This window comes from Marinactinospora endophytica, from assembly GCF_054780875.1.
In genome coordinates this window covers 493875-511708 of sequence record NZ_BAAGVM010000003.1, presented here as the reverse complement: position 1 = coordinate 511708, position 17834 = coordinate 493875, and the positions used below count along the sequence as shown (strand labels likewise).

Here is a 17834-nt window from a genome sequence, read left to right as displayed (position 1 = left end):
AGCCAGGATCAAACTCTCCATCAAGGTCTAACCACCGGCAACACACGGTCACCGGCAAACCTGGAAGAGGTGAACCCTGACCACTCCAACAATCATGGAGTAATCAAAGGAACCCTACCCACCACCAACGTAGTGGACGGGGCCAAAACAAACTTGGCTTAAAGAAAATCGAACACGCGCTGTTGAGTTCTCAAAAAACAACCGCATCCTCGCCTACAAGCCCGAACCCTCGTCCGACGCTCTTCCGCAGAGGCGGCGCTTCCGCTTTGTTGTGTTCCCACTTTATCAGGTGTTCCGTCCGGCGTCGAATCGGCGCTTTCCGGGTTTCCCTGATGAAACCGGGAATCGGTTCGCGTTTTCCGGAGTGTGTCCGGGTCCCGCGTTCCGTTGTGTCTTCACTTTATCAGGGCGTTCCGACCCCGCCAAACCGGCGATTCCGAACCCGACAACCCCGAAAAGAACTCCCTTTCGACGTCGGAATTCAACGGGGCCGAGGTCGTCCGGATAACCGGCAACGACGACACCGTCGGCATCTGATGCGAAGGAAGGGGACACTCACCTGGGTGAGCGGACGTCCCGTGAAGACGGACCCGGACGGCCATCCAGAGCGGATGTCCGCTTCTCCAGATCCTCGGCCTCCCCACTCTACCCGACCCGGACGGATGCCGTGACCGGAGTGATCATGAGGAGGTCGATCGCCTCGTGGCCGGCCTCGAGGGCCGCACCAGGGCGACTCGGAGAACACTACCCCACCTTCTCCCGTGCTCATGCCAGGAGACACGGATCCCGCCGCCCCGGATGGCGCATGCCGGCCAGGCGCCGGAGCGGCATGGGCTTTCGTCTCCCACGCCTATAGCGTTGGACTCCCTGGAGAGAAGAGAGGAGCCGGGTGATGAGCGATCCGACGGACCGCCCCTCAGCGGCGCCGGGGGGAGAGCGCCTGCTCTCCGCCCCCATCGATGCCGTGGCGGACGCGGCCGGGATCGGCGCTGACGCCTCCCTGGTCTACGGGCCCCCCGTGGAGCGCGACTCCGTGACGGTGATCCCGGTCTGCCGGGTCAGTCTCGCCACGGTCGGGGGGAGGAACACATGCGCCTCCTCTGAGCCGTCGAGCGGCCAAGGCGCCGGAAGCGTTCACGCGATTCCCGTCGGCTACATCACGGTCAAGGACGGCGACGCCCATTACACGCCGATCCGCGATCCACTGAAGAACCTGCTTCTTCCGCTCGCCGCGATCGCCTGTCTGACCGCCATCCAGATCGTACGCACCGTCCTGAGACGCTGAGCTGCCGACCATTATCATTCCCGCTCGAAGCGGATTTCCCCCCGATGGAACAGGCGGCCCAGCGTGCACGAGATGGAACCGAAGGACTCCAACGCGACCCAGGTCCTGACGAGAACCGGCGAGTTCGCCTTCCCAGGCGAGTCATGGGAGGTCTCCGTCCGTGAACGCCTGCACGGGGCCGTGGCGCGGTTCGCCGGACCGTTGACCGACCTGGTGGACCGGGATGCCAACGAGGGAGACACGAGGATCCTGGCCACCGACTTCCTCGGTGAGGCGCTCGGTTATGACAAGTACAACGACCTGACCACCGAGTACCAGACCAAGGGCGAGTCCGTCGACTACGGCGTGCGCATCGGCGACCGGATCGTCGCGTTCCTGGAGATCAAGCGGTGCGGTCAGGAATTGGACGTCCGCAGCCTGCGCCAGGCGCGGACGCACGCGGAGGAGCAGGGCGCCGAGTGGCTGCTGTTCACCAACGGGCGCGAATGGCGTTCCTACCACCTGCCGGGCGCCGACGTGTCTCCGCGGTTGATCGTCCAGGTGGACCTGCTCTCCGAGGGCGACGTGGCGGACAAGGTCCACGGGCTGTTCTACCTGACCAAGGACGTGTTCGAGCGGGGGCTGGTCGACGTGGCCCGCAAGGGGCGTGAGGCCTTGGCACCGCCGTCGTTGGCGGGGATCCTGCAGAGCGAGGCCGTGGTCTCCGCGGTTCGTTCGGAGGTGCGCCGGGCCACCTCCTACAGCGCGACCTCCGACGAGATCCTGCGCTCCATTCGCGAGGGGATCATTCCGCCGAGTCTCAAGCCCTGAACGGATCGCGTTTCCGGCCGTTCGCGGGCTGCGGCGCGAAGCCGCGGAACACCTCGCGGGATTCGGGCCCGTTCCCTTTTCGGGGGCGGGCCTGGCCCATTCCGCCCGAGAGCCCGCCTTCGCCCAGGTCACACCGCCCACCAGGCCCATTTCAGGCGGTATCCCGCTTCATGGGAGAAGAGTTCTTTTCGCGGGTTTTCAAGGTTGATGTTCCTCCGCCGTCCTCGTTCTGGAGGGACCCCGGAAGAACAGACGGGGTTGCTCCGATCCTGAAAGCCCGTCGCGACCTTGTGTCAATGGGAGTGGCGTCCCTGTCGTCGGACACGCCGGCCGTTCCCCCACAGATCGACGTCCCACCGGCCGTTCCCGCCGGCCGAGATCCGCGGTTCTCCCGGCGGTCTCTGTTCGACCGATCCGGCCGCTCCACGGCCGATCACCGCGGCCCTCTTGCGTGCTGTCCCGCGGGATCCCGTGCCACGCCGTCGGCCGGCGAGCGGGGACGGGCCTCGGCTCGGGGGAGCTCCACCCCAGCGGGTGCGAGCGCGGGCCGCAGGGGCGCGGGTACCCCGCCGCAGAGGGCCACCGTCGGGCGCTGGGCGGGACGGAGCGGCTGGCCGACGCGCTGCCATCTGGAGACGACACCACGGCCCCGCCACGCCCATCGACGGTGACCTCGAAGGACCGTCTGGGGGACGTGGCGGCCGGTGGCCCTGGAAGCCCGGGAGAACTCGCCTTCTCCACCGACGCCTACGGGGCTGACGGTGCGGCATGGGGGACGACAGGTATCGTCAGGGGCTCCACCGAGGCACCGGGCGGCCCGGTCACCGTGACGCCGCTCCCAAAGGGGCCGCGACGAACATCGTCCGCGCCCGGCCCATCCCGCCTTTCATGGCCCACCACCGGGCCCGTCCGCCTCCTTCCTCGCTGAGGGGCAGGGCGCGCGGCGGCCGGCACGGACGAGACGGTGAGCCGGGGGTCCAGGGGTCATGGGCCGGTCCGACGTCTGGGCGGCCCAGGAGGGCTGAGATGACCGGGAGGGGCGTCGTCCCGTCCGACCACGGTCGGGCTGGGACAGGCCCGCCGCCTTCTCTACGGTGCCTTTTCGGCTTTCTCGGTCCGATGACCCGATGCCGAGTGCGTACGTCTGTGTCCCTGGGTATACCGTGCGCCTGGGCGGTATGGAACCGCGTGGCCGTTCCCGGCCGGTTCGCCCCTTTGCGTCTCCGGCCCCACGAACGGTCCTCGATCGACGTGTTCGGAAGGCGTGTTGTGGGGCGGCGAAATCGCGAGAAGGTGGCCGGGTTCAAAACGCGCGGGCCTGCTGACGGTCCTCACTCCCCCGCGCGTGTCCTCGGCGTGGTGACCCCATGACCTCCGAGAAAGACGTCGCGGGCAACGGACGGTGGCTGGTGTGGCTGCTGGGTTCGGTGGTCCTCACCCAGACCGCTCTGAACCTCGCCCGGCCCCTGCTGTCCTACCGGGCCATCTCCTTTGGCGCCGACGAACTGGCCATCGGCCTGATCACCGCGGCCTACGCGCTGGTCTCCGTCGTTTCGGCCGTCCCGTTGGGGCGTTTCACCGATCGCTATCCCCGTTCCCCCTTGGTGATCGTCGCGGGAACGCTCCTGCTGGCCGCCGCTCCGGTGCTCATGGCCCTGTCGACGTCGTTGTGGACGCTCGCGCTGGGCGGGACGGTGCTGGGACTGGGGCACCTGGTGTTCATGATCGCCGGCCAGGGACTGGTGGCCCGGTTGTCCCCCGAGGACGGGCTGGACCGCAACTTCGGCTGGTTCACCGCCGCGGTGTCGGTGGGACAGATGGCCGGCCCGGCGCTGGCCGGTGCCCTGCTGGGGGAGGCGTCGGGGGCCGCGTTGCGCGAGCCGACCCGTATGGCGTTGCTGGTGGCGGTGGTCGTCGCCTTGCTGGCGTTGCCGGGGTTGCTGGGCGTGGCCCGCGGCGGAGGCGGCCGGGTTCCCCCCACGCCGGAGCGCGGGCCACGGCTGCCGCTGACCGGGTTGCTGCGCAGCCCGGGGATCCCGACGGGGTTGTTCGTGAGCCTGGCGCTGTTGGCCGCCGTGGACATCCTGACCGCCTACCTGCCGCTGATCGCGGAGCAGAACGGCATCGCCCCGACGGTCGCCGGTGCCCTGTTGAGCCTGCGCGCGGCCGCGTCGATCGCCTCCCGGCTGCTCCTGCCCGTCCTGTTGAGGCGCTGGAGCCGTCGTGCCCTGATCGTGGTGAGCGCCGCGGGCGCGGCGGTCGCGTTGGCGGTGGTGCCGCTGCCGTTGTCGGGACCGGCCGTCATGGCGGTCGCGCTGGGGGTCGGCGGTTTCCTGTTGGGGCTGGGGCAACCGTTGACGATGACCACGGTGGTGCGGGCGGTCCCCGCGTCGGCGCGGAGCACCGCGTTGGCGTTGCGCTTGATGAGCAACCGGGTGGGTCAGGTGGCCATGCCGGCGGGGGCGAGCCTGGTGGCGACGGCGACGGGCGTGGGCGGGGCGTTGTGGTTCACCTGTGCGGTGCTCGCGCTGGCCGCGGGCGCGGCGGCGCGCACCCCGGGGGACTGAGCGCCGGGCCGATCACCGTGGCCGGTGACCGTCCGGGTCGGACATGACCTGGAAGTCCAGCCAGGGTGGGACGGCCTCGGGTGCTTCTCTTCCCGGTCGGGGAGGGGCAGGGTGGGAGCGTCACCCACCGCACCGGAGGTAGGACACATGGCGACGGAGGCTTCCCTTGCCCGCCTGCTCGCGATCCCGGTCGCGGCGCTCTTCCTGGGATCGGCCACCGCCGCTCCCGCCGCCGCGGCCGACGAGCAGCCCTGCGTCTTCGACGGTGAGTACCAGACGTTGCCCACCGGCCGCAGCATCGCGGTCGAGCGCTGTCCCGACTGGTCTCCTCGTCCCGATGGGCGCATCCCGGTGTACGAGTCGCCCCACGGCGGTACCGCGGTGGGGTGGCTGAACGAGACCGGGCCCCGCGCCAACTGGTACGTCTGCCAGGTCAGCGGAGCCCGCCAGGACCTGAGCGGATACTGGAACACCTGGTGGGCGTTGACCAGGTCCGACACCGGGGCGTGGGGATGGGTCAACGAGGTGTACTTCCGGGGTGGCGGCAATGGCGAGGCCGACGGCGGCCTGGCCGGCGACTGTCCCCGGTTGGAGTGACGGGTCCACGGCACGGCAGGGGACCGGAGCGGGCGCTCCTCATCCACCCGCTCCGATCCGGTCCTGGGCCGGCGAACCTTTCTATTAGGAAAGCTTCCTAATAGTTGAGCCGACCGTAGTACCTGCTCCGCTACCAGTCAACAGTCAGGTCGTTATCCATCTCCTCCCGCGGGTAGCCGCGCCCGGGAACCCGCCCTGTAAGGGAGGAGAAGGGTGACGGAGAACCCCGACAGCTATCCGCCGATCGCCGAGCACGGAATGATCGGCGACATGCGCACCGCGGCGCTGGTGAGCACCCGGGGAGGCATCGACTGGTTCTGCTGCCCCCGGTTCGACTCCCCCAGCGTGTTCGCCTCCCTCCTGGACCCCGAGCGGGGCGGCCACTGGACCATCACCCCCACCTGCGAGGTCTCCAACACCCAGCAGAACTACTTCCCCGAGTCCAACATCCTCGTGACCCGCTTCCTCACCGTGGACGGCGTGGTGGAAGTGCAGGACTTCATGCCGGTGCTGCGCGCCCACGACCCCGACCACCGCCAACTCCTGGTCCGCCGGGTCGTCGCCGTCCGCGGCTCCATGCGGATGCGTGTCACCGTGGATCCGCGGATGGACTACGGACGCACCGCCCACACCGTCCGCCGCGACGAACGTGGCATCTGGTTCCTCGGCGCGGACCTGGAACTGTGCCTGCGCACCAGCGTCGACCTGCGGCACGAGAACACCGGCGGCGCCGCCGGCGAGTTCCGGATCGCGCACGGCGAGACGGAACTGTTCGTCCTGGAGGTCCTCGAACCCGGTGACCACCGCGACCCGCCCCCCGATCGCCCGGCCGACGTCGAGGGACTGTTCGACGCGACCGCGGCCTTCTGGCGCGGCTGGCTGTCCGCGTGCACCTACACCGGACGCTGGCGGGAGATGGTGCAGCGCTCCGCGCTGACGTTGAAGATGCTCACCTACGAGCCGACCGGCGCGATCATCGCCGCGCCGACGACCTCGCTGCCCGAACGGATCGGCGGCGAACGCAATTGGGACTACCGCAGGGTATGGCTGCGCGACGCGGCCTTCTCGCTGTACGCGCTGCTCCAGTTGGGGTTCACCGAGGAGGCCGAGGCGTTCACGGGATGGCTGTGCGCCCGTTTCCGCGCGCCCTCCGACGAGGAGTTCGGTCCGTTGCGCGTGATGTACACGGTGGACGGGGACAGCGATCCCACCGAGGAGGAGCTGCGCCATCTGGCCGGCTACCGCGGATCGGCACCGGTACGGATCGGCAACGCCGCCTCCGAACAGCTCCAACTGGACGTGTACGGCGAGATCTTCGACGCGCTCTACCTCTTCGACAAGTACGACACGGGGCTGTCCCTGGACACCTGGCGGCACCTCACCGAAACGCTGGACTGGCTGTGCACCCACTGGGACCGACCCGACGCCGGCATCTGGGAGAAGCGTGGCGTGGAGGGCCGGCACACCTTCTCCCGGTTGATGACCTGGGTGGCGATCGAGCGGATGATCCGCATGGCGCGCCGGCGCGGCCTGCCGGGCGACATCGCCGAATGGACCCGGGCGCGCGACACCGTCCACCGGCAGATCCTGGAAGAAGGGTGGAACGAGGAGCTGAAGGCGTTCACCCAGCGTCTGGGAGAGCCGATCCTGGACGCCTCGATGCTGCTGATGCCCATGGTGAAGTTCACCTCCCCCACCGACCCGCGGTTCCTCTCCACGTTGGAGGCCATCGAGGAGCACCTGACGACCGACAGCCTGGTGTTCCGCTACGACGCCGACGCGGTGGACGACGGAATGGACGCCGAGGAGGGGACCTTCTCGCTGTGCTCGTTCTGGTACGCCGAGGCCCTGACCCGGGCCGGCCGCCTGGAGGACGCGCGGCTGGTCCTGGAGAAGATGTTCACCTACGCCAACCACCTGGGGCTGTACTCCGAACAGATCGGGCTGAGCGGTGACCAGCTCGGCAACTTCCCCCAGGCGTTCACCCATCTCGGACTGATCAGCGCCGCGCTGAACCTGGACCGCACCCTGGGTTGACGGGGATCGGGCGGGTAGCCCGACGCCATGGGACACATACGCATCGGCACCGCCTCGTGGACCGACCGTTCACTGGTCGAGTCGGGCTGGTACCCGCCGCAGGCCCGCACCCCCGAGCAACGGCTCCGCTTCTACGCCTCGCGTTTCCCCGTGGTCGAGGTGGACGCCACCTACTACCACCCGCCGGCCGAGCGGACCTCACTCGCCTGGGTGGAACGGACTCCGCCGGACTTCGTCTTCAACGTCAAGGCGTTCTCCCTGTTCACCCACCATCCGACCCGCCCCTCGGCGCTGCCGGTCCCGTTGCGGGCGGCGGCGGCCAAGAGCGCCAACCGCAACGGCAACCTCTACGTCGCCGACGCCGACCCCGGCCTGGTGACGGAGATGTGGGACCGCTTCCGCACCGCGCTGGCCCCGCTCCAGCGCTCCGGCAAGCTGGGAGCGGTGCTGTTGCAGTTTCCGCCCTGGTTCCCCGCCGGCGCCGAGCGCCGGCGCTACATCCTGGAGTGCCGGGAGCGGTGCGCGCCGATGCGCGTGTGCGTGGAGTTCCGGCACGCATCGTGGCTGCGCGAGGAGAACCGCGAGGAGACGCTCCGTTTCCTGGTGGACAACGACCTGCCCTATGTGTGCGTGGACATGCCGCAGGGCCACACGAGCTCGGTCCCACCATTGGCCGCGGTCACCTCCCCCGATCTGGCCGTGGTCCGGTTCCACGGCCGTTCCCGGCACTGGGACAGCGGGGACAAGCGCGCCCGGTTCGCCTACCGCTACGACGACGCCGAGCTGTCGGAGTGGGTGCCGCGGATACGGCACCTCGCCGACGAGGCCGCGGCGGTCCACGTCGTGATGAACAACTGCAACCGTGACTGGGCGCAGCGCAACGCCGAGCGGCTGGCGGAGTTGCTCGGCGAGGGAACGGAGACGATCGTCCCCCACGCGGGAGGAGCGCCTCGGGGAAGGGGAGACGTCGAAAGATGACCGCGGGTTCACCGTTTCCCCCTTCCCTCACCGTGCGCTCATGACGTATTACTCAGAGACCGCATCCCATCGGACGGAAGGGTCTCCCCCATGCGTCTCGTCATCCGCCGCGCCGTCACCGCGGTCGCCACCGCGGCGGCCGCCGTCCTGCTCACACTGCCGACCGCCACAGGCGCCCACGCCGCGCTCACCCCCGAGCAGGTGCGCGGCGTCACCGACACCTACCTCTTCGCGACGCCGCTGGCGGAGTTCGACGCGATCCGCGACCAGCGTCCGCACGCCGACCAGCTCGTCTGGGACTCCGACGGGTGCAGCTGGTCCCCGGACGAGCCCTTCGGGTACGAGTTCCTGTCCAGCTGCGAGCGCCACGACTTCGGCTACCGCAATTACAAACAGCAGTCCCGGTTCACCGAAGAGGCGCGGCTGCGTATCGACAACCAGTTCCGCACCGACATGTACTCGGTGTGCGGCGGCAACGTGCTGTGCCGTGGAGTCGCCGTCATCTACTACAACGCCGTGCGGGAGTTCGGCGGGTCGGGGGTCAGCACGGCCGAGGCCCTGGAGCGGGCGAACGCGATCGAGCGCGCCGAGTCCTACCTCGCGCGCCACGCGGTCGGGTAACCGCCCCGGTTCAGCGGCGTCCCGACAGGAAGCGCTCGGTGAAGAAACGGATGTCGCTGTTGATCATCGCGACGTCGAGATGGATCTCGACGTCGCGACCGATGAACAACCTGGCCCCGGGGACGGGCGGCATCGCGTCGATACCGAAGTCGAAGCGGTCGAGTCTGGCGGTCCCGGTGAGGCCGATCATCGTGGCGTCGCCGAAGGGGTAGGGCTGTTCGCCGAGGAAGGAGCCGGTCAGCGGCAGGGGCGCGGTGATCCCCTTGACCGTGAGCTCGCCGTGGAAGGTCCAGGTTCCGGGGGTGGGGGCGGGCTCGGCGTGGGTACCGCGCCAGTCGATCGTGGGGAAGCGGTCGACGTCGAGGAAGTCGGAGGAGCGCAGGTGCTCGTCCCTGCGGGCGATGCCGGTGTCGATGCTGGCCGCCTCGACCGAGACGCTGGCCGAGCTCTTCTCGGGGTCCTCGGCGACCCACACGACCCCCGAGACTCTGCCGAACCGGCCGCGTACGCGCACCAGCCCCTGCATTCCGGCGGTGAAGCCCACGGTGGAGTGGACGGGGTCGACGTACCACGTGTCGGCCTGGGGGAGAGCGGGTGTGTGCGGTGCCGTGTCACCCTCCTCGACGACGTGTAGGCGTACCGTTCGTCGTGTGTCGTCGCCCATGTACGCGCCCCTCCGCTTCTCCATCGTCACCGATGATCATGTGTCCCTCGGGTAACCGTAGCCACATATGTGAGTGATGGGGCACCGGATTCCCCTTCCGCTTCGGACCCATCGGCGTCCGGGGCGCCACGCCGGCCCCGCCTCCGGGGCGGGGCCCTTCACCCCTTCTGGCAGCCGGGGCACCAGTACAGCGTGCGTCCGGCCAGCTCCTCGGCTCGGACATGGGTACCGCACATGCGGCAGGGCAGGCCGGTGCGGTAGGAGACGTAGAAGGCGTCCTCGCGCGGGACCGGCCGCAGCTCGGGATCGGGGCGGTCCTCGGGTCGGGTGGTGATGATCCGTCCTTCTCGTACGCCGTCACCGAGCATGGCGGTGACGTCGTCCCACAGCGCCTGCCACTGGGCGCGCGACAGTTCGCGGCCTGGGCGGTGCGGTTCGATGCCGACGCGAAACAGCGACTCCGCCCGGTAGATGTTGCCGATCCCGGCGATCACGTCTTGGCGCATGAGCAACGCGGCGATCGGGGTGCGCGAACGGCGGACGACGTCCCAGGCCCGCTCGGGGTCGGCGTCGCGACGCAAGGGGTCGGGGCCGAGCCGGGCGCGCACCGCCTCTTTCTCGTCTTCTCCCAGGACTTCGCAGGCCGAGGGGCCGCGTAGGTCGGCCCAGCCGGATGCGGAGGCGAAGCGGACCCGGACCGCGCCCACGGGCGCCGGGGGGACGACGAAGCCGTCGGCGTCGTGGAGGAGTTCCCGTTCGTTCCCTGACGCGACGCGCGGGGCGCCGAGGCTGCGTTCCCCCGCGGCGTCGCCGAACGTCCAGGCTCCGTAGAGCCCCAGGTGCACGCGGAGCCACTCGGCCGAGTCGAATCCGAGGAACAGTTGTTTGCCGTGGGCCTCCGCGGCGGTGAGCACCCGCCCGTCGAGGCGGCGCGCGCCGTCGGCGAAGCGCCCTTGGGGGCTGGAGACCCGTAGCCGCGTGCCCACGAACGTCGTGGTGAAGTGCGCCGCCAGCCGGTGCAGGGTGTGGCCCTCGGGCACCGTGTTCCTCCTTGTGTGTCCGCCGGTCACGGGCGCCCTGGAGGGCTCCCCGGCCGTCTCGCACCCTACCTGCGCGAAGGACCGAAACGGACAGCGTTTTCTCCCATGCAATTGCATGGGCGGCCGGCCCGAAAAAGCCGACCGCCCAGGACATAGCAGCTACATCTCCAGCGTCTCCTCGATGTTCTTCAACAGGTGCCGGGCCAGCGCCAGGTTCGCCCGGCCACGGTCCAACGCCAGATAAAGGAACAGCCCCTGCCCCTTGCGGCTGGTCAGAGGCCGGATGAGGTGATACTGGCTGCTCAGGGTGATGAGGATGTCCTCGATGCCGTCCTTGAGGCCGAGCTGATCGATCGTGCGCATCTTCGCCCGCACCACCTCGGTGTTCCCCGCGGAGGCGACCGTCAGGTCCAGGTCGTTGGTGGTGCTCAGCGAACCGAGCGACATCCCACTGCCGTAGTCGACCACGGAGGCGCCGATGGCGCCGTCGATGGTCATCATCTCCTTGAGGGCCGCGTCCAGGTTGGGCATTGCCTCTCCTCCACTCGATCGGTGTGTTGCGGACTCGGGTGCGTTGTCGTGGTCGGGATCCTCCTGGCGCTTCACCAGCAGCCGTCCGACGCGGTGCAACAGTGGTCTCTTCACGCCGCTCCAGTCCTCAGGCTCCGCAACGGCGGCTCCACGGGCGCGGAACACAGCTCCCGCAGCGCGCCGAGCACACGCCGTAGCGTCGCCGGGTCGGGCGTCTCCCAATCGACCGGTTGGCCGCCCGCCCGGAGCCTGCGCGTGGGATCGCGGTAACGACGCGGCAGGGCCCTCGTACGCCGCTGCGGCGGTCCGGGCGGCGGGGAGAACGCCTCTGCCAGGCCCGCCGGCGGCCGTGCCGCGAAATGACGTAATGCTCTGAGCGCCAGGCCGACGTTGCCGCTCTCGCGGTCCATACGAAGCTGGATACAAAAACGTGTTCCCGTCGGCAGGCTCAGCACCGCGACCAGCAGATAACCGCCGGAAGTGGTGAGCACGACGTCTTCGAGATCGTTTCCGTCCTCTCGGGATACCAGGTCGAGATCGGCGACGAACGCGCGGACAAGGGCGGCCACCCCGTCCGTCCCATCGGAACCTCCCCGGATTCCATGACCGAATTCGGCCAGGACCCGGTCATTCGTGTAATCGACCAAAGACACACTGCGCGCACCGGGGAGCTGCAGGAACTCCCTCATCTGTTCGTTGATCGCGGGCACTGCGTTCCTTCACGTGTCGTTACGGCACGCCTGTCAAGACAGACCCGGCACGCCGTGAATGCCGCCACTCCGGGACGGAAGTGAGCGTATTCCCCTCAGCCACGAAACGCAGCGATTTCCATCGAAATTCACAATTACGGCGCTCTTCGCCCAAGAGATGATCTTGTTTCCTCTCCTGGGCACGCCGGCCTAGCAAATATCGCTACGGAAGTAAACGGGCGAAAGTCCCGCCGTTTCCCTGTTTCCCCCCTGACACCGGACGGAGAACCCGCCGGCGCCCGGAGCACGCGGGACACCCCTTGGACGACGTGGTGTCCGTACGTCCGGTGGAAGCGATCGCGCGGGATCCCGCCCCTTTCCCGCGACGCCGTGAAGGCGTCTCCTCCCCCGCCCAGACCCGCGGCGCGTCCTTGCGCGCGGCATCGCGAGGAGACCGCGGGGGAAGAACGCGAAACCGGCCGGCTCCGCCCCGTCTCCCAAAGGACGCGCGGGCGCGCAGACCGCCGTGGCGCGGTCGGCCCCGCTCCGTCTGGACACCGGGTGCCACCGTCCCCCACGCGGGCTGGGCGTGGCACCTCACCCGTCGGTCAACATGCGCAGCGCGAACCACAGTTCGGCGCGGTAGTCGGGATCGTCGAGGTCCCCGGGGAGCAGTTCACGGATGCGGGTGATCCGGTAGCGCAACGTGTGCCGGTGGACCCCCAGCGCGTCGGCCGCGGCGTCCCAACGGCCGGACGCGGCGAGGTAGGCCCGCAACGACCCGACCAGGTCGCCGGCCGAACGGTGCGCCAACAGCGGGGCCAGCAGGTCACCGGCGATGCGTTCCCCCGAGGGCGTGTCGAGGAGCCCGAGAAGGCCGCCGGGCAGGTCACCGTGGCGGACGACTCCACCACCCTCCCGACGGGCCGCCTCCAACGCCCGCTCCGCCTGGGTACGGGCCGTGGGAAGGCTGTCGTAGCCGCAGGGCTCGCTCTCCCCCACCGGTCCCTCCACCACCCCGGACAGGATCTCCCCCGGACGCTCCCCCGCCGCGCCGAGGACGGTGAGACGTCCGTCGAGTTCGGCGACCAGGCAACCGTCCAGCGCGGGGTCCCACAAGGGAGCGGTCTCGGCTCCGGCGTCGGCGAGGGCGACCGCCACCGGTTCGGCGGGAAGCGCGGCGCGCAACCGGTCCGCTCCCGGCCCCCGCGCGGCGATCGCGCCGTCGAGCAGGGCGGCCAGCACCCCTCCCTGGATCCCCTCGCCGCGGACCGGCTCGGTGCGGGCCAGTTCCAGCGACAGCAGCGAGATCGCGGCGTTGACGAGGGTGCGTTCGTCGGGACCGAGCCCGCGCTCCCCGCCGACCGCGAGGAAGCCGCGGATCCGACCGCCGACGCCGAGCGGTTGCAGGGCGACGCTCTCCCCCACGGCCGACACCGAGGCCCCGGCGCGGTAACGGGAGTCGCGCAGGCGGTGCACCTCCCGGCCGAGCTCGACGGCCCGGTGGGCCGCGCCGGCCGGGAAGGCGTGCCGCAGCGCCCCGTCGGGGGCGAGGAGGAGGACCCAGCCACCGAGTTCGGCACCGAGCCGGTCCACGACCGCGTCGGCGCCGCGCAGGGCCGCCTGGGTGAGCTGCCGCTGCGCCGCGAAGGCGCGGGTGAGCCCCTCGTACTGTTCCCGGGCGAGGAGGCGGGAGACCTCCTTGCCGATCGCGATGAAGGGGGTGGGGCGGGGCACCTCGATCAGGGGCAGCCCGAGTTCGGTGGCCGCTTCGACGAGGTCGGCGGGCACCTCCGGATGGGTGACCCCGCTACCGAACCCCAGCCCCGCGACCTCGCGGCCGACCAGGCGGCGAACGTAGTCGCGGGCGGCCCCGAGGTCGTCGTGCCAGCGCACGCCGGTCGTCAGGACGAGCTCACCGCCCTCCAGGTAGGGGGTGGGATCGGTGAGTTCGCTGACCGCCACCCAGCGCACCTGGCGATCGAGCTGCTCGCCGCCGGTGAGCAGGCTGAGACGCAGGCGCGGGGTCCGCAGAAGCGTTCCGAGTGTGGGCGGCACGGCTGGATTCCTCGTTGGTCGCCAAAGATCACGCGCCCGCGGTGGGCGGCCGGGGCGTACTTCGGATCGTCTCGGCCGAAATGGCCAAGTCAGACTCCCAATCTTATCCACCGCGGCGATAACCAGTGGACCGGCGCGGCCATAGGGTCGGCCCTGTTGACCAGGTATCACGTATCTGGACGAGACCGATAAGGGAGGACAGGCCTATGGCCACCACTGGCCCGGAGATCGCGCAGGAGCGCCGGATCGTCACCGAGATCCCTGGCCCGAAGTCGCGCGCGCTGCAGGAACGCCGCCTCAAGGCCGTGGCCCAGGGCGTGGGCAGCTCCCTCCCCGTCTACGTGGAGCGCGCGGGCGGCGGCATCGTCGAGGACGTCGACGGCAACGCGCTCATCGACTTCGGCGCGGGCATCGCGGTGACCAACGTGGGCAACGCCAACCCGCTCGTGGTCGCCCGCGCCCAGGAGCAGCTCGCGAAGTTCACCCACACCTGCTTCATGGTCAACCCCTACGAGGCCTACGTCGACGTCTGTGAGGCGCTGAACCGGATCACCCCCGGCGACCACGAGAAGCGCTCCATCCTGCTGAACTCCGGCGCCGAGGCCGTGGAGAACGCGGTCAAGATCGCGCGTAACGCGACGGGCCGCCAGGCCGTCGTCGTGTTCGACCACGCCTACCACGGCCGCACCAACCTCACCATGGCGCTGACCGCCAAGAACATGCCCTACAAGCAGGGGTTCGGTCCGTTCGCCGGCGAGGTCTACCGGATGCCGATGGCCTACCCGTTCCGCTGGCCGACCGGCGCCGAGGAGTGCGGTCCGCAGGCCGCCGCCCAGGCGATCGAGCAGATCACCAAGCAGATCGGCGCCGAGAACGTGGCCGCGGTGCTCATCGAGCCGATCCAGGGCGAGGGCGGCTTCATCGAGCCCGGCGCGGGCTTCCTGCCGGCCCTGGTGGAGTTCTGCCGTGAGAACGGCATCGTCTTCATCGCCGACGAGGTGCAGACCGGTTTCGCCCGCACCGGTGACATGTTCGCCTGCGACCACGAGGGCATCGTGCCGGACCTGATCACCACGGCCAAGGGCATCGCCGGCGGTCTCCCGCTGGCCGCGGTGACCGGGCGGGCGGAGCTGATGGACGCGGTGCACGGTGGCGGCCTGGGCGGCACCTACGGCGGCAACCCGGCCGCGTGCGCCGCCGCCCTCGCCGCGCTGGAGACCATCGAGTCGGAGAAGCTGGTGGAGCGGGCCCGCGCCATCGGCGAGACGATGCTGTCGCGCCTGCGCGCCCTGGCCGAGCGCTACGACATCATCGGCGATGTCCGCGGCCGTGGCGCGATGATCGCGATCGAGCTGGTGGCGGGGGCCGGCGACAAGACCCCCAACACCGCGGCGCTCGCCGAGATCGTCCGTTACTGCCACTCCCAGGGCCTCGTGCTGCTGACCGCCGGCACCTACGGCAACGTCATCCGGATGCTGCCGCCGCTGGTGATCGGCGACGACCTGCTCAACGAGGGGCTGGACATTCTGGCCGAGGCCTTCGCCCGGCTGTAGCCGCCGCCCCGTAGGTCTTCGCGACGGTCGTTCCGCGGGCCCGTGTCCCCTGGTGGGGACACGGGCCCGCGGCGTTTCTGCACGATGAGCTCGATGGGGAGTACGCTGCGTGATGGGTGCCCGAAACCCAGCACCGTAGCCGTGGCATCACACGGCGCCTCTCCATAATCCGAGCAGACATTATGGACATGCACCGCAGAAGGTAAAGAACTCGGGGGACATGTTCGCTTTGTCGCTACGTAGAGTTATTATCTCCATGCTGACCGTCACAGAAATCGGCCCGAGCCATTCCGGATTCCATACACATCTGGTTGAATAAAGAGCCGATAACTATTGGCCCGCCAGACTGTCCTAAACCACGGGGGGAGCAAGGACGTTGAGCGGTCTGAGCATCATGTGCGATCGCGGCACAACGAATGCGGACACAAGCGACAAAACATACATCTTTGACCCGGACGCTCTCACGACCGCGCAGCTCATGGGAGACGCCTGCGCCATCTGCCATGTGAGGTGGCCCCGGCCCCGCTGCCCGCTGGGAGAACTCCCCGACGGCAGTGGCGTCTACGGATGCGACGAGTGCGCCGGAATCGCGGTCGCCCACGCCACGCGCGCCCGCGCGTTCGCGATGCACTAGCGCCGTCACCGCGCGAGCGAGCGCTCCGGGTCCAGGGGGAGATGAGGACCCGGAGCGCTCTTCACGGCGCGCCCGCTTCCATGGGGGGAGGAGGGGAATTGAGCGCGCCATCCCGGTGTGCTCACAACGCTCCCACCACCGCGCGGCCACGACCGCCCAGCGGGAACCACACACCACGATACTGCGTGTAGCGGTCCGGGGACCTTAAGTAGGCGAACTCTTCCCGATTCCGACGTTCACGGCTCAGCCGTTCGTCGGGAACCCCAGATTCACCCCGCCCTGTCCGGAGCCCGGCCAGCGCGTGGTGACGGCCTTGGTCCGGGTGTAGAAGTGCACTCCCTCGGTACCGTGCGCGTGCGAATCGCCGAACAACGACTCCTTCCACCCGCCGAAGGAGTAGTAGGCCATCGGCACCGGGATCGGCACGTTGACGCCGACCATCCCCACCTCGACCTCGTTGTGGAAGCGCCGCGCCGCGCCACCGTCCCTGGTGAAGACCGCCGCCCCGTTGCCATAGGGACTGGCGTTGACCAGCTCCAGCGCGGCGTCGTAGTCGGGAACACGCAGCACCGACAGCACCGGGCCGAAGATCTCGTCGCGGTAGCAGCTCATCTCGGGCGTGACATGGTCCAGCAGCGACGGTCCCAGCCAGAACCCCTCGGGGCTCCCCCCGACCACCGGGTGCACGCGGCCGTCGAGAGCCAGTGTCGCCCCCTCGCGCACGCCGGACTCCAGGTAGGAGGCGACCTTGTCACGGTGCGCTCCGGTCACCAGCGGCCCCATCTGACTGCGCTCGTCGTGCCCGGGGCCGACCCTCAGCCGGGCCGCGCGTTCCCGGACGCGCTCCACCAGCGCGTCGGCGACCGGCTCGACCGCGACGATCGCGGAGATCGCCATGCACCGCTCCCCCGCCGAGCCGAACGCCGCCGACACCGCCGCGTCGGCCGCGAGGTCGAGATCCGCGTCGGGAAGGACCACCATGTGGTTCTTCGCCCCGCCGAGCGCCTGGACACGCTTTCCGTGTCGGGCCGCGGTCTCATAGACGTGGCGGGCGATCGGTGTGGACCCGACGAAGCTCACCGCCTTGACGTCCGGATGCTCCATGAGGGCCGTCACCGCCTCCCCGTCGCCGTGCACGACGTTGAACACCCCGTCGGGAAGGCCGGCACGGGCCCACAGACCCGCGAGGAAGTTCGCCGCGGAGGGGTCCTTCTCGCTCGGTTTGAGCACGAAGGTGTTGCCGCACGCGATCGCGACCGGGAAGGTCCACATCGGCACCATCGCCGGGAAGTTGAACGGCGACACCGCGGCGACCACGCCCAGGGGCTGCAGGACGGAGAAGGCGTCCACCCGGGTGGAGACGTTCTCCGAGTACCCCCCCTTGAGCAGGTGCGGGATGCCGCACGCGAACTCCACCACCTCCAGCCCGCGAGCGATCTCGCCGGCCGCGTCGGAGACCACCTTGCCGTGCTCGGAGCTGATGAGGCGGGCGAGCTCGTCGGCGCCGGCGTGCAACAGCTCCCGGAACCGGAACAGCACCGAGGTGCGCCGGGACAGCGAGGCGTCGCGCCAGGCCGGGAAGGCCTCGACGGCGGCGGCGACCGCCGCGTCGACCTCGGCCCCGCCGGCGAGGTCGACGGTGCCCGTGACGGCGCCGGTCGCCGGATCATAGATGTCACCGCGACGACGGGCGGGTCCGGTGTGGGACCGGCCGCCGATCCAGTGCGTGACGTGCTTGCTCAAGGGATCCTTCTCCGTTTCTCGGTGGGG

15 protein-coding genes are annotated in these 17834 nt (G+C 69.7%); 9 read left to right on the top strand and 6 right to left on the bottom strand.

Going from position 1 to position 17834, the window contains the following annotated elements; all coding sequences use genetic code 11:
* The first annotated feature begins 892 nt into the window (after positions 1–892).
* From ACYVHU_RS08935 to ACYVHU_RS08905, 7 genes are all read left to right on the top strand, one after another.
* Complete coding sequence (locus tag ACYVHU_RS08935) at positions 893–1285, top strand: spore germination protein GerW family protein (protein ID WP_078762812.1); 393 nt, start codon at positions 893–895, stop codon at positions 1283–1285.
* A gap of 72 nt (positions 1286–1357) precedes the next feature.
* Positions 1358–2095, top strand: a complete 738-nt coding sequence (locus ACYVHU_RS08930) for a hypothetical protein (protein WP_078762845.1) — start codon at positions 1358–1360, stop codon at positions 2093–2095.
* 1367 nt (positions 2096–3462) lie between these two features.
* The gene (locus ACYVHU_RS08925; RefSeq protein ID WP_078762811.1) at positions 3463–4662 is read left to right on the top strand and encodes an MFS transporter; all 1200 of its coding nucleotides are present in this window, start codon (positions 3463–3465) and stop codon (positions 4660–4662) included.
* A gap of 147 nt (positions 4663–4809) precedes the next feature.
* Positions 4810–5259 (top strand): hypothetical protein, encoded by a 450-nt coding sequence (locus ACYVHU_RS08920; RefSeq protein WP_078762810.1) that lies wholly within the window; start codon positions 4810–4812, stop codon positions 5257–5259.
* Positions 5260–5472: 213 nt separating this feature from the next.
* Positions 5473–7296: a glycoside hydrolase family 15 protein gene (locus ACYVHU_RS08915; RefSeq protein ID WP_235001058.1), complete on the top strand. Its 1824-nt coding sequence runs from the start codon at positions 5473–5475 to the stop codon at positions 7294–7296.
* A gap of 27 nt (positions 7297–7323) precedes the next feature.
* Positions 7324–8274, top strand: a complete 951-nt coding sequence (locus tag ACYVHU_RS08910) for a DUF72 domain-containing protein (RefSeq protein ID WP_078762809.1) — start codon at positions 7324–7326, stop codon at positions 8272–8274.
* Between the two features lie 90 nt (positions 8275–8364).
* A complete protein-coding gene (locus ACYVHU_RS08905; protein WP_498948074.1) occupies positions 8365–8895 on the top strand; it encodes a phospholipase in 531 nt (176 codons plus the stop codon).
* 10 nt (positions 8896–8905) lie between these two features.
* Here the strand turns inward: ACYVHU_RS08905 and ACYVHU_RS08900 are convergent, their stop codons facing one another.
* The 5 genes from ACYVHU_RS08900 to ACYVHU_RS08880 form a co-directional block, all read right to left on the bottom strand.
* On the bottom strand, positions 8906–9559 hold the full coding sequence (locus ACYVHU_RS08900; RefSeq protein WP_498948073.1) for a YceI family protein: 654 nt from the start codon (positions 9557–9559) through the stop codon (positions 8906–8908).
* Between the two features lie 158 nt (positions 9560–9717).
* Positions 9718–10599, bottom strand: a complete 882-nt coding sequence (locus ACYVHU_RS08895) for an Fpg/Nei family DNA glycosylase (RefSeq protein ID WP_498948071.1) — start codon at positions 10597–10599, stop codon at positions 9718–9720.
* Positions 10600–10758: 159 nt separating this feature from the next.
* Positions 10759–11130: a hypothetical protein gene (locus ACYVHU_RS08890; RefSeq protein WP_498948069.1), complete on the bottom strand. Its 372-nt coding sequence runs from the start codon at positions 11128–11130 to the stop codon at positions 10759–10761.
* 110 nt (positions 11131–11240) lie between these two features.
* Positions 11241–11840, bottom strand: a complete 600-nt coding sequence (locus ACYVHU_RS08885; protein ID WP_078762804.1) for a roadblock/LC7 domain-containing protein — start codon at positions 11838–11840, stop codon at positions 11241–11243.
* A 576-nt stretch (positions 11841–12416) separates the two neighbouring features.
* Positions 12417–13877, bottom strand: a complete 1461-nt coding sequence (locus ACYVHU_RS08880) for a PucR family transcriptional regulator (RefSeq protein ID WP_078762803.1) — start codon at positions 13875–13877, stop codon at positions 12417–12419.
* A 206-nt stretch (positions 13878–14083) separates the two neighbouring features.
* Here ACYVHU_RS08880 and gabT point away from each other — a divergent pair, with 206 nt between their 5' ends.
* Positions 14084–15430 (top strand): 4-aminobutyrate--2-oxoglutarate transaminase, encoded by a 1347-nt coding sequence (gabT, locus tag ACYVHU_RS08875; protein ID WP_078762802.1) that lies wholly within the window; start codon positions 14084–14086, stop codon positions 15428–15430.
* A 394-nt stretch (positions 15431–15824) separates the two neighbouring features.
* Positions 15825–16064, top strand: coding sequence for a hypothetical protein (locus ACYVHU_RS08870; RefSeq protein WP_078762843.1), 240 nt, complete (start codon positions 15825–15827; stop codon positions 16062–16064).
* A gap of 243 nt (positions 16065–16307) precedes the next feature.
* Here ACYVHU_RS08870 and ACYVHU_RS08865 read toward each other — a convergent pair whose 3' ends face one another.
* On the bottom strand, positions 16308–17807 hold the full coding sequence (locus ACYVHU_RS08865) for a CoA-acylating methylmalonate-semialdehyde dehydrogenase (RefSeq protein WP_078762801.1): 1500 nt from the start codon (positions 17805–17807) through the stop codon (positions 16308–16310).
* Between the last annotated feature and the right edge of the window lie 27 nt (positions 17808–17834).

Excerpts from the sequence above, each read along its gene's own strand:
- ACYVHU_RS08935 (WP_078762812.1), top strand. The coding sequence starts at position 893 with ATGAGCGATCCGACGGACCGCCCCTCAGCGGCGCCGGGGGGAGAGCGC.
- ACYVHU_RS08930 (WP_078762845.1), top strand. The coding sequence starts at position 1,358 with ATGGAACCGAAGGACTCCAACGCGACCCAGGTCCTGACGAGAACCGGC.
- ACYVHU_RS08925 (WP_078762811.1), top strand. The coding sequence starts at position 3,463 with ATGACCTCCGAGAAAGACGTCGCGGGCAACGGACGGTGGCTGGTGTGG.
- ACYVHU_RS08920 (WP_078762810.1), top strand. The coding sequence starts at position 4,810 with ATGGCGACGGAGGCTTCCCTTGCCCGCCTGCTCGCGATCCCGGTCGCG.
- ACYVHU_RS08910 (WP_078762809.1), top strand. The coding sequence starts at position 7,324 with ATGGGACACATACGCATCGGCACCGCCTCGTGGACCGACCGTTCACTG.
- ACYVHU_RS08905 (WP_498948074.1), top strand. The coding sequence starts at position 8,365 with ATGCGTCTCGTCATCCGCCGCGCCGTCACCGCGGTCGCCACCGCGGCG.
- ACYVHU_RS08900 (WP_498948073.1), bottom strand. The coding sequence starts at position 9,559 with ATGGGCGACGACACACGACGAACGGTACGCCTACACGTCGTCGAGGAG.
- ACYVHU_RS08890 (WP_498948069.1), bottom strand. The coding sequence starts at position 11,130 with ATGCCCAACCTGGACGCGGCCCTCAAGGAGATGATGACCATCGACGGC.
- gabT (WP_078762802.1), top strand. The coding sequence starts at position 14,084 with ATGGCCACCACTGGCCCGGAGATCGCGCAGGAGCGCCGGATCGTCACC.
- ACYVHU_RS08870 (WP_078762843.1), top strand. The coding sequence starts at position 15,825 with ATGTGCGATCGCGGCACAACGAATGCGGACACAAGCGACAAAACATAC.